Here is a 13,696-nt window from a genome sequence, read left to right on the forward strand (position 1 = left end):
ACCCTATCAATATATTAGATGATTATTGATTCAATTTTCGTTTTCTTTGAATTAATAGTACAATACCACCTACAATAAGTAACGATAAACCTATTAGCAAGAAATTATAAAGACTTGAAAATGTATTAGGCAACGAGCCTGAGCCATCTCCATTATCCTTACCTCCCTGCGTTTGATCATTATCCTTGTTTTGATCTTCTTTATCTTTGTCTGTTTCTTGAGAAGATTTTTCTTCTACAAAAACACCGTATGTTGAAAAATGAGAAACATTTAAGGAAATCAATCGTTCTTGCTCTTCTATTTCCCCTCCACGTACTAACCACTCATTTTCTTCTTCATCATAATAATAGATTGCTACTTCTTGCGGATCTGCTTTCGCATAATAACCCATTGTTAAAGTGAACGCTCCAGAAAACTCTGAAGAATTTGTTGGATATTTAAAATCAAACGTAAACATATCCCCAGCAGGAGTTAAACCTTCATAATTTGTTTCATTAATGTCTTTTTTTCGAATAATTAATGTTGTACCTACAGGTAGATCCTCAGGCATACTTAAAGTAACATTTGTGCCAGAAAGAGTATATGTTCTACCCGCTAGAACTTCTTTCTCACTCTGATCGATACCTATTTCAAGATCTTTTTCGTCTATTGGTTCTTCTCCATCTCCTGGCTCTTCGCCGTCACCAGGTTCTTCTCCGTCTACTGGTTCTTCACTTTCAGAAACCTTCCAGGTCAAGCTATCGATTCTTAAATCAGGTTTATTAAAGACAACATATAAATCATTAGTACCTGAGACATTATTGGAAATGTCTTGGGTAATGTTTTCATATCCCAACTCATTGACTTCTGCTGCTGTATTATCTGCTGTATAAGTAACAGCTTCAGTTTTAGGCACATCAATTAAGGCAATTTCCTGACCATCCGGTGAACCTACACGAAGTGAAAGGGTGCCAGCATTAACATCCGATGCTACTCTAGCTGTTACTTCTTCCACATCAGTAAGATCTACTTTAGGAATTGCTACCCAAGATCCTGATGTTTTGGAGCCTACTGCATGATAACCACCAACCACTTTATTCTCTTTCAAACTTTGTGCTGTGTTATCTTTAGAAACTTCATGATAGATAACTTCATTAGAAGCGAAAGTATGATCAAAAACATTAAATGATTCTGATGTTAAATTTGCTACAATACTCCCCTCCAGGTTTGTTGTTTGTTCCGCTTTTATCTCTTCTGAGGAGGCTCCTACCATCAACGTATATAACCCATCTTCTACAACCAATTCACCTAGGTTCACATCCCAGATAGCAAGATTTTTTGGATCAACAGTTAGGGTAACAGTTTTTGTTTGTCCTGCTTCTATTTCTACTTTTTCAAATGCAACTAATTGCTTTTTAACTGCATATTCTCCGTATGCCGAATCATTATTTTTGCTATATAGTTGTACAACTTCTGATGTATCAACAGAACCAGCGTTTGTTACTTGTACAGAAACTTCGAATGCTTCTTCACTATTCACATTTGAAGGTGCACTAAAGTTGCTGTATTCGAAATCACTATAAGAAAGTCCGTGTCCGAATTCATATGTCACAGGAGCATCCGTGTACATATATGTCAGATTTGTTTCAATAGGATCAGCATTGGTCATATCTACATTATATCTTGGATCTGTTGTAGATAATGAATCAGCTGTTTTACTCACTGGAATAGAATATTTATCAATAGATGGTAATACAGATTGATCTTGATACCATGTTGAGCTTAATCTACCTGTTGGTGCATAATCTCCATAAAGTACATCTGCTAATGCAGAAGAATCATACTGACCACCATATGGTTGATAAACAATAGCAGAAACATTCGGATTATTTTCTATGTCTTCCATCGCTACAGGAAAACTAGATTTCACGACTACAATTGTCTCTTTTCCCTCAGCAGTAAATGCTTCAGATACTTTTTCAATTAATTCATAGTCTGCATCACCCATTTCTAAACTTGACCGATCATTACCTTCACCAGCACTGTGGCGCGGTATTGCTCCCACAAATACTACTGCATAATCATCTTCTTTTGCCCTTTCAACAGCTTCTTCTCCTACATCTTTAACCACTACCTCATCAAATTTTACATCGTCCCCCCTATTGGAAGCGTTCTCCGGATTATTAAGGGTTTCAGATGCTACTACATTTTGATCCTCAGTTGCCATAGCAAATCTACCATTGGTATAATACCAATTTGTAAATCCGCCACCGAAACCAGATTGATAGCCATCTGTAATAATGGAGACAGTTTCGTCATCGTTCTTTTCAATTCGCAATCGCGATGGAATGGTACTTGTATTACCATCCATTTCTGCTAAGTTCCAATCATTATTGGTTAAGTTCAATAGTGTATTATCAGTATTTTCTAGTGACATACCTTCTTCATTTGGGGAAGTAACCCATTTATTATTTACCAATGATAATAAACTATGACCATTTTGACCCCAATCAAATTTTTCAAACAAATGTGCACTATTTTCCTGATCAAAAGAATCTGAAGTCGTCACAAGTGCTGCTCCTTCAGAAATATCTGAAGCAGTTTCATCTGCTGTAACCACCTCATCGTTTAGAGGTGATTTGTAACCTACTATTTGATTGCCGGTATTATATGATACATTATCGCTTCCAATTTTATTAATAATTGATAATAACGGCGATATCCCAGCATTATCTAAATCAGGAGTCTCACCTACTGAGTATGTTGTTTTAAAACGCGAATCTGCGTATACGCCTGATACAGCAGCATTTTTGTCTTTTTCTAAGGGTAATACACCATCATTCTTTAGTAAGACAATACTTTCTCTAGCGGCTCTTAATGCTACATCCTGATGTTCAGCATCATTATAATCTGAAACTTCATTTGCAACATCTTTAGCAGCATCCGCAAACGGATAATATTTAGGTATACCATTTTCATCTGTTTCGTTAAATATTCCGACACGTACCATTTGATTGACATGTGATCTTGCAGCATCGATCAAATCTTCTTCCGTGATACCATATAATCCTTCTTCAACTGCCTGAACAAGATTCATTACATCTTCTTTTGCGGCTTCAGTATCAACAGAAGGTCTTCCAGCGTTTGCATCCGCAAGAATCATTAAAACCGTTGCATGCGTGCGATCTATTGCATATTTAGAATCATAACCATTTCCAAGTTGATTTTCACCAAATACATTAGCATCTCCATTAAAATCTGGTGAACTATAGACCCCATATTTCGATTGATTATTAGCATACTTCTGATAAGGTGATAAAATATTAGGTATTCCATTGGTACTACCAAATGAAGTCATTACACCTGATACAGAACCTGTTCTTAATGCTTTTATCGCGCTGCGAGTTTGATATTCATATATAGCTCTACTGCTGGCATTATTACTAACCGAGTCCCTATACCATTGGGCACTATAATTTGAGAAGTGCTTTGTACCTACAGCTGCACGCATCCAAAAACCATCTTCACTTTCTTCTGTATCAGTTCCACCCAACCCTGCAGCCATAGTATCAATCATTGTTGCCGCCATAAATGGATCCTCTGAAAAACCTTCGTCAAATCGTCCACTTAAAGGATTAATTCTCAAATCACTTACAACTGTAAAAGCTACAGTTTGAGAATAATCATCTGGATTTGCTCCCCATCCAACCGGGTGCAAGTTAGAATCTCCTTGTTTAACTTTCAATGTACTAATCTTCTCATTTCCTATAACTGTACCTATATCTGCCAATAAATCTTTGTTCCACGTCTGCCCCATTCCTACTAAAGCTGGAAAATCCGTGGAAACACCTTGTACGTTATCAGCTGCAGAAAGTGCACCTGGAATTTTATTTCCTTCATTTTCACCTTGTTGCAATGTATAATGATTACGGGAGCCTGTAGCATAGACAGCCGGTCCTTCTAGACCAGTATATTCAAAATAAGCATCCACAAACTTGTCTAGATGGTCCGGATTCCTATCAAATAAGGGCATACCATCAAAAATGCCACCAACTTGCTTCTTAAATGTCACTTCCTCGTCACCTGTGGTCTCTGCATTAACTATCATACTGAATTCTGTACTTATTAGTGTTAAAGTAATTAATGCAATAAGAGCTATCCTAATTCCTTTTTTAAATTTTCGCATTCACTCATCTTCCTCCTTTTTGTTATCGCTTTCTCGAAGATGACTGACATTGATGTGAAATTATACGTCCCTCCTTATATATATTTTTCTTAGATGATAGCTTCTAGAGGATTTTTATATAGAAAGAGAGTTTCCTAAAATAAGTTACTCTCTTCTTATAACATAAATTAATTTATTTCTAATAAGTAAACAGATATTTCCCTGATCCCAAGGAAATGGCTACTTCACCATCTTGGTGATTAACAGACAATACACCCTCTGCTTGAGACAATTCTTTTCCATTCTCTTTTACATCGTTACCTTCTACACCTAATAGTTTGACGGTAGCATTTGTATTCGGAGGTACAATAATTTCTAATTGCATATTACCAGTGTCGTCTTTTTTCCATCCGCTCTTTATTTCACCATACATGGATTCAAGTGTTGCTTCTGCCCATTCGAGGCCATCACCGATATAGGGCTTAACCGTAAAATGCTTAAATCCTGGAATTTCTTCATCTAATTCAAGCCCCGCTACTTTTCGATATAACCAATCCCCAATCGCTCCATATGCATAGTGATTAAAGGAATTCATATCTGTACTCCAAAAGGATCCGTCCTCTTTGATACCATCCCAATGCTCCCAAATGGTAGTAGCTCCTTTGGTAATTTGATAAAGCCATGATGGATAATCCTTTTGGAACAACAACGTATAGGCAGCATCATTCATACCATTTTCCGTTAATACATGATTTAAATAAGGTGTTCCTACAAATCCAGTTGTCAAATGATAATTACTTTCCTCGAGCAATTCTTCTAATTTTTCTACCGCACGTTCTTTTGCTTTCGTATCAACTAAATTAAACATTAATGCTAAAATTTGTGCTGTTTGTGTTGGAACGGCAATTTTTCCGTTCGGTGTTATAAATTCATCGGTAAATGCTTGAATAATATTTTCTTGTAATTCAGCAAAATACGAATAATCTTCTTCTTTTCCAATAATTTTAGCAATTCGTTTCACTAACGAAGTGGAATATGCAAAAAATGCTGTTGCAATATATGAACGATCTGTCGCACCAACATAACTATCTGGTTTCGCATCAAGTGCTAGCCAATCGCCGAAATGAAAACCGGTATTCCATAAATATGGATTTTCTCCTTGGTTTTTAATATATGAAATCCATAGTGTCATACTGTGATATTGTTCTTCTAAAATCCGTTTATCACCATATGCCAAGTAAAGTGTCCATGGACAGATTACTGCCGCATCACCCCAGGCTGCTGAACTAAAGGGTTTCTGTACCGTATTCTCATGTGGCTCTTCCATATCTTCTAAAACATTCGGAACAACAAATGGAATCCCACCTTCTTTATCCTGATCAGCCTCTACATCTCTTAACCATTTTGTAAAAAACGGACCAACATTTGCAATATAACTTGCAGTACGGATAAACATTTGTGCGTCACCAGTCCAGCCTAAGCGTTCATCACGTTGCGGACAATCCGTAGGTACGTCTAAGAAATTACCTTTCAATCCCCAAAGAATATTATGTTGTAATTGATTAATGATTGGATCCGAGCTTTTAAAATCACCTGTTATTTCCATATCAGAGTGTAAGACTACTCCTCGGAATTTCTTCAAATGTAGTTGATTGTCGTTAAATCCAATCAACTGTACGTAACGAAAACCTTGAAATGAAAAAGAAGGTTCAAATGTTTCTTTGCCATTACCTGATAGAATAAAAGTATTGGTTTGTTTTGCCGTACGAAGGTTCGCTGTATAAAAGTTACCTTCCCCATCCAAAATTTCCGCATGCTTCATCTGCACTTCTTGACCTGCTTCACCTTCGATATCAAATGAAACCCATCCAACCATATTTTGCCCAAAATCGATTACTGTTTCACCATTTGGTGTTTGGATTAACTCTTTAGGTGAAAGTGTCTCTATCTTTCTAACGGGTTCATTTTCTTGCGCTACTAAAATATCATATGAATGTTCTAAAATTTCTACAGCTTCTGTTTGGTCCGTTTCAAAACTAGCATCTATTGTTTCACCATGATATAGCTCAGACATTCGAATCGAACTTTCGGTTGCAGCCCACTTATCATCGGTTGCAACAAGCAGCTCTTCTCCATTTTCTAATTCAATGTGGATCTGAGCTAGTAAAGATAATCTATCTCCAAAAACATTTTCTCTACCTTCCCATGCTAAATTACCTTTATACCAACCATTTCCTAATAATCCTGTGATTTCATTATCACCACTAGCAATAAGATCCGTAACATCATAGGTCTGGTATTGCAATCTTGATTGATAACTCGTCCAACCAGGTGTAAAATAGTCTTCCCCTACACGTTTACCATTCAGTTGTAACTCGTATAAACCTAATGCAGTAACATATATTCTTGCTTTCTTAACATTACCATTAACCTGAAAACTTCTAGCTAGCTTAGGTGCCGGTTCGCCGTTCCATTTCAAAGGAGCTGCAATCCAATCTGCAACCCATTCGTCCTTATTTAACAGTCCCATTTCAAAATAACTTGAATCAGACCATTCTGAAACGTTTTCTTTGGTATCCGTTACTTTGACTCTAAAATAATATCTAGCTCTTGATTCCAACTGCACACCTGTCAGAGCAATGAAATTACTTTTATCGGAATCTACTTTTCCGGAATTCCATACTAACTTTTCAAATGCATCATCTTCTGCTACTTGAATTTGATAGGAAGCTTGCATGACATTACGTTTATCTGATGAGAGCTTCCAACTAATTCTTGGTGCAGTAACGTCAATACCTATTGGATTTTTGCGATATTCTGTTCGTAAATCTTGAACTTGTAACATTTAAAAACCTCTTTTCATAAAAATTATCCTTTAACCGAACCTGCTGTCATACCTGCTACAATCTTTTCACTAAAGATCATGAATAAGATGAATGGCGGTATCGTGATTAATAATACATTGGCAAAAAGTAAATTCCAGTCCGTATTATACATACTCATAAAGTTATATAAAGTTAGCTGGACGGTTGCATTATCTGACCCCGGGAAGAAATACAATGGATGCACGAAATCATTAAAGATTTGTACCGCGTTTAAAATGATAACCGTAGAATGAATTGGTTTTAGCATTGGAAAAATAATGCTGAAAAACAACCGAAAACCACCACAACCATCAATAATCGCTGCTTCATCCAGTTCTTTAGGAATAGTAGCAATAAAACCGGTATATAAAATTATCGTAAATGGAATGGAAATTGCCACCATCACCGAAATTATACCTGGAAATGTTTTAAATAATTGAAACTGTTCTAAAACCCAAATCGTCGGTACAACAGCTGGTGGAATCATTAAACCAGCCAGAAAAGTAGTTCCGATTAAATTAATTGCTTTACCACTGCGACGTTGCAAAACAAATCCCGCCATCGAACCTACGACTAATAATATTAAAATCGAAGATACCGTAATAACCGTACTATTAAAAAACGCTAGAAGTAACATATTGTCTCTTGCTGCTAAGACTTCTTGAATGTTTTCTAATACACGAAATTCTGTTGGCCAAGCAATCGATAACTGCGAAGCTTCAGGACTTGTTTTCATTGCATTGACAATAATAAAGTAGAATGGAACTAAAAATACAGCAGAAAACACGACTACAATAAGTGTTTCAAGCATTGTTTGAAATAACGTTTTCTTTCTTTTTACTTTTCTCATTTCTTCATGCTGATTCATTATAGATCCACCTCTTTTCTATTCAAGTACCTAAAGATTGGGAATACGATAAGTGCTACCATTAAAAATAAAATAACGTTACCTGCCGTTGAAAGCCCATAAAAACCAGCTTGATATTGTTTATAAATAATCGAAGCTATTAAGTCTGAACTGAAACCAGGTCCGCCACCTGTCATCGCCCATACTAAATCAAATGTTCGCAGTCCACCTATTAAGGCCAGAATGATAACCGCATTGATAGCTGGACGAGATAAAGGGAGTGTTATATGCCAAAACGCATTAAATTTATTACCACCATCGATTTGATGTGCTTCATAGTAATCAACAGGTATGGACATCATTCCTGCTATAAATATAACCGTTGCGATCCCTACACCTTTCCAAACATCAACAAATGCAACAGAATAAATAGCTAAATCTGGATTTCCTAACCAATTTGGACCATTTATACCTATCAAATCAAGACTCATATTTATGAGACCTTCTGATGGGTGCATTAATACACTAAACGCAATACCAACTGCAATGGTACTCACTAATACTGGAAAAAAAACAAGCGATCTAATAAAGCGTTTCGTTCTCAATTTTGCTGTTAATAAAACAGCGAAGATTAAACCTAATATAACTTTTAAACCAGCTGTTAAAAATGCAAAAATAAAGGTGTTTTTAAAGCCAATCATTAGTGAAGATTCTTCAAAAAACATAATATAGTTATCAAATCCTATCCATTCCCAATCAGTTAAATTCCATCTGGTAAAACCGAAAAAGAAGGACATGACAGTCGGATATAAGAAGAATAGTCCATAAATTAATCCAGCCGGTATTAATAAGGCATAACTATACATTTTATTACTTTTCATCGATTGTCACCCCATTACTTTATTTATGGAAAAAGCCCTGTTATTTTTTGGTTACATAACAGGGCCTTTATTTATCTTTCTAGAAGATTACCAGCCTTCAATATCTAATTGTTGTGCTTGACGTTCTACATCTCGATCGTATTTTTCTGCACCTTCTTCAGGTGTAACCATTCCTAGACCTACTTCTACTGTAATTTGTTCTAAATTTGGTCCTTTAAGTGGTGATAAGAACTCAAGGGCAGGACCTACTTTACCTTCTTCCAAATATGCTGTCATATCTTGGACTGCTGGATAGGCATCGTCTGGTAAATCAACACCTTCTACCACATAAGGTCCATTTGCTTTCATCGTCGACATAAGGGTTTCCATCCCTTCATCGGAAACAAAATACTCTACCCATTGTTTCGCTGCTTCTGCATTTTCAGAATCTTTATTTACATATATTGCACCCGGCATCCACTGCGTCATCCCATGATCTTCTGGATCATCACCTGGTTGACCGAAGAAACCAATATCGTCAATCGCATCTGGATGTGTATCAGCTATAGCCGCTAGCGCAAATGTTAACATTGGATAGTGTGCAGCTTCACCAGTTGCTAACATTTCTAGTGCATCCTCATATCCTGTAGCTGATTGTTCCTCATTGTAATGACCTGCTTCTTGTAAAGCTTGTAATTTTTCAAAACCTCTTAAAGCTATTGGTGTATTCGCAAATTTAGCTTCATTATTCGTGAAACTTTCTGCAAAATCAGGATTTTCTGAATAAACATTATAATAATCTGCTAATAAGACAAGTTGAGATGTCCATGTATCTTTATAAGAAGCTAATACTGGTACTTTACCTGCTTCTTTAATCGCTTCGTTATTTGCCATTAATTCATCCCATGTTTTCGGAACTTCTAATCCTAACTCTTCATATACTGCTTTATTATATAACCATCCACCAGCAGAACTTGCTTCACCTGGAACCCCATAAACTGCATCGTCTACAGAAACGGTACCTTTGAATTCATCTGTTAAACGATCGATAAATTCTTCACCTGATAAATCCATAAAATATTCTGAAGGATTCAATGCTTTAAACAATGAACCTGAGTTATACCACATTAGATCTGTCATTTCTCCAGTGGCTAATCTCGTTTTAACAATATTATCACCTTCAGTTCCACCTGGACGAAGCTCAAACTCTGTTTTTATGTTGAATTTTTCTTCAATATCTGCTGCGACTGCTTCTATACCATCGGTTACTGTTTGATTATCTACGAGAAACGTAAGTGTTGTTTCAGGATTTTCTTCCGTACCTTCCGCATTCTCACCAGAATCGTCATTTCCAGCATCTGAAGAACCCGTATCTTCATCTTCCCCTCCACAAGCTACTAATAATAAAAGTAATAAAACCATAAAACTAAACAAAACATTTTTTAATGTTAACCTTTTCATTTGTTTAACCCCCTTGTTTGTTTGGTACAACTCTATTATATAAACACACCTATTAAGAAAAAACCTAAATATTTAACTATAAAAGGGGGTGATTTTTACTAAATCAAATCACCCCCTTTTTTGTATCTTTTTATAATCCTTTGGTGTTATACCTGTGATTCTTTTAAATACGGTACGAAAATGTTTAGGATCCTGATAACCGACTAGTTCCCCTACTTCTGCCGTTCTTTCCATTCCTTTATCAAAAAACTTCTTTGCCTTATCGATCCGTACGTTACTGAGATACTCAGAAAAAGTCATGGACGTCTGTTCTTTAAATTCTCTTGATAAATAACTGACACTTACATGATGTTCATCCGCAAATTGTTGAAACGTAATATTTTGAGAGTATGAATCATTTATCCATGACTGAACCATTGGTATAAGGTGTTTAGGCGCAATATCTTGATGAGAAGTAACTTTACCAATTTCATTTAATAAGTCGTTTAACCACTCTTTTATTTGTTCAAAAGTAGTGAATGTTTCTAATTGATCAAAATAATCATTACTTTCATTTATTCTGATCTCTTTACTTGTAGATTGTTGTAATTTATAAATAATCGCGTAATACATATCAATTAAAAATCGAAATAACTGTTTTTGAGGTAATTTTGATTTTTCCAATTGAGCCACCAATTCATTTATTTGAACAGATATTGCAGCGAATTGATGATCTCTTATTTTGTTTTCAATGATTCTTACATTACTCCACAGATCTTGAATGTCCTTATCTTTTGGTAAGTGAAAAGGATCTAAAATCGTAGTTTCTCCGAACAATTTATGTTTGTCCATTAATTGTTCGGTTTCATAAAAGCATTTGTTGAGGGGAACATTTACATCTTTAAGTTGACTGCATACATGCACTTGTCCAACACCACTCAATACTTGATAAATTTCGTTAATAGGATAATCCATCAAATATTTTTGCTCGGGATTTGCTATTAATAGTATTTTCCTATGTTCATCAACCGATAAAAACCAACACTTCTCAGTGTCCGTTAATAAACCTTCTACTTTGTTGATGTCAAATTTATACTCCTTAGAAATTGGTGTTTTCCAATTTTCGATCAAGATATAGTTAAATAGATAGGATTGATTATTAAATCTTTCCATATCATAATTTTTTTTATTTACCGACTGAAATAACAGTTTATTAATTGACCAATGTTGTTTTTCAGTTTCTTCGAGTTTTCGTTCACCAATAAATTGTATTTGTGCATCGATTGTTTCGTATAATGTCAACTTTTTGATAGGTTTTAAAATGTAATCAGTTACTCCTAACTGTATACCTTTTTTCGCATACTCAAAGGTATCATGTACCGTTAACAAAATACATTCTATTTTTTCATCAAATGCTTTTACTTTTTCAACTAATTGTAAACCATCAATTCCAGGCATTGTAATATCTGTAATCAATAGATCTGGTTGTTTTTCTTCTAAATCTATTAAAGCATCCTCTCCATTTTCATAATAATAAATGTAGTGGTTGGACTCATATTTCTTTAATAACGTTTGTAATTCTAATAATGCCCAATATTCATCTTCTACAATAAAAACATTCATACCATTCGCCCTTTCTAGTTGATATTGGTGGGTAAAATGATTCTTACTCTTGTCCCCTTATTTTCTTCACTTTCCATTTCTATTTGAAAACGATAACCATACATTAATCGTAAACGTTGTGCGATATTATTTAATCCGATTCCTTCTGTATCAGTTTCCATCCTAATTCTTTTGGTTTTCTCCCTTACCATTTCAAGCGTTTCCTTACTCATTCCTTGTCCATTATCAGAAACCTCTACAACAAGATCATCTTCTTTTATAAATGCTTTTAGATGGATGTGTCCTCCCACTTTCAGATCCTTCAATCCATGATTGACCGAGTTTTCGACGATTGGTTGGATTAACAATTTAGGAATCAAAATTTGATGTGCATCTTGTGAAATTTCTTTAGAAAAATCAAATCGATCGCGAAAACGATGTTGCTGAATACGTATATAATTCTCAATATGAGTTATTTCGTCTTGTAATCTCACCGTTTTATCTAAATCTTTCATACTATATTTAAACAAATCTGAGAGCGATTCAGAGATCTCCGCGACTTCCTCTACACCCTTTACTCTACTAATTGATTTCATAATATTTAATGTATTATAAAGAAAATGCGGATTAATTTGAGATTGCAGTGCAGAAATTTTTGCATTTTTTTCAGTAATACTTGCTTGATACACTTCCGTAATTAACTTATTGATACTATCTAACATACTATTATATACTCTAGTAAGTACATCCATCTCAGGATGACCTGTGAGTTTCATTCGATCGGTCAAATCACCTTTTTCAACTCTGCGCATTTTTTGAATCATACCGTTAAATGGTTTCGTAATGTTGTAGGATAATAGATATGAAATAATTCCAATAAAAGAAATTGCTACAAGACCACTTATGGCAATAAATAATAAAATTTGGTTTCGTTCATAAATAATAAACTCATTATCAATTAATACCACCGTATCCCATTTGGTAAAATCTGAATGATCGTTGGCATAAAGATAGGAGTCTGATTGCCATGACAATGTACCATCTTTCGGCTCATTTTCTGTCACATTTGGTAAATTTAAGCCTACTTCTCTATCTCCTATTAACTCTTTCCGGTGATCATAGATGATCGATTGATTCTCATTCATTACCAAGATTCTCATATGTTCTTCTAATTCATCAACATTATCCATCTCTAACAATTTCTCAAAAATGGTAACATCAATATCAATTTTAATACTTCCTATTTTATTTCTTTGTGGAATCTTATAAATATCACGTACTAAGGATACAACTTGCTTATTCTCACCATTTGCTTGTTCGATTTCAGTTGTAGGAAGTAATAAAAACTGATTTTTATTTGTTCCATTTAAAGTTTTAACCCATTCCGGATCTTCTGTTTCATATCTCACTTCCATATCGCCGCTTTTTTCATAATCAAAAACCGTGCCACTATCTGTATAAATTGTAACAGCAGCAACATCTGATTGAGGGTAAACTTGATTAAATAACCTCGGATAAAGACTATTTCGAATGGAAATATCATTATACAAAATATCTTTCTCATAATTTGATAAAGTATCTTGTACTAAAGAGTCTGTAAAAATCGCTAATGATAACCTTTCAATGTCTTCAAAATACAAATCAATCGTTCTCGAAAACTGGGTAGATAATACTTTTGACATCGATTGTGTCTGATTTTTCATTTCATTGACATTGTTTACATACATTACTATCCCTATTACAGTAATAACAATAACGTAAACGCTTGCAAATGTGATGAATATTTTATTCCTGATTGGTAAAGAGCGAAAGAAATGTTTCATATTATCCCCCTATATTCGACATTTTACTGGTAGCGATAATTATAATCTTGTTTCAAAATAAATTCAATGTTATTTGAAAGTCGTGCTGTTTCATCTCAAAACTAAAAACAGCCTAT

The 13,696-nt window shown here is 34.9% G+C and carries 7 protein-coding genes; all 7 read right to left on the bottom strand.

Translation table 11 applies throughout. The annotated features are described in order from the left end of the window. Window positions 1-22: 22 nt before the first annotated feature. On the bottom strand, window positions 23-4,165 hold the full coding sequence (locus BN3107_RS15005) for a glycoside hydrolase family 3 protein (protein ID WP_058308449.1): 4,143 nt from the start codon (window positions 4,163-4,165) through the stop codon (window positions 23-25). Between the two features lie 178 nt (window positions 4,166-4,343). Continuing rightward, window positions 4,344-6,989 carry a family 78 glycoside hydrolase catalytic domain gene (locus tag BN3107_RS15010; protein WP_058308450.1) on the bottom strand — a complete coding sequence of 882 codons (2,646 nt, stop codon included), beginning with the start codon at window positions 6,987-6,989 and terminating at the stop codon, window positions 4,344-4,346. A gap of 23 nt (window positions 6,990-7,012) precedes the next feature. Next, window positions 7,013-7,876 carry a carbohydrate ABC transporter permease gene (locus tag BN3107_RS15015; RefSeq protein WP_316245037.1) on the bottom strand — a complete coding sequence of 288 codons (864 nt, stop codon included), beginning with the start codon at window positions 7,874-7,876 and terminating at the stop codon, window positions 7,013-7,015. Further along, a complete protein-coding gene (locus BN3107_RS15020; protein WP_058308451.1) occupies window positions 7,876-8,736 on the bottom strand; it encodes a carbohydrate ABC transporter permease in 861 nt (286 codons plus the stop codon). The genes BN3107_RS15015 and BN3107_RS15020 overlap by 1 nt, the downstream gene beginning before the upstream one ends. Before the next feature lie 87 nt (window positions 8,737-8,823). After that, on the bottom strand, window positions 8,824-10,176 hold the full coding sequence (locus tag BN3107_RS15025) for an ABC transporter substrate-binding protein (protein ID WP_058308452.1): 1,353 nt from the start codon (window positions 10,174-10,176) through the stop codon (window positions 8,824-8,826). Between the two features lie 108 nt (window positions 10,177-10,284). Then, the gene (locus BN3107_RS15030) at window positions 10,285-11,778 is read right to left on the bottom strand and encodes a response regulator transcription factor (RefSeq protein ID WP_058308453.1); all 1,494 of its coding nucleotides are present in this window, start codon (window positions 11,776-11,778) and stop codon (window positions 10,285-10,287) included. Between the two features lie 14 nt (window positions 11,779-11,792). After that, on the bottom strand, window positions 11,793-13,580 hold the full coding sequence (locus tag BN3107_RS15035) for a cache domain-containing sensor histidine kinase (RefSeq protein ID WP_058308454.1): 1,788 nt from the start codon (window positions 13,578-13,580) through the stop codon (window positions 11,793-11,795). Between the last annotated feature and the right edge of the window lie 116 nt (window positions 13,581-13,696).

Origin of the sequence: Gracilibacillus massiliensis (genome assembly GCF_001458115.1) — a bacterium.
GTDB lineage: Bacteria > Bacillota > Bacilli > Bacillales > Amphibacillaceae > Gracilibacillus > Gracilibacillus massiliensis.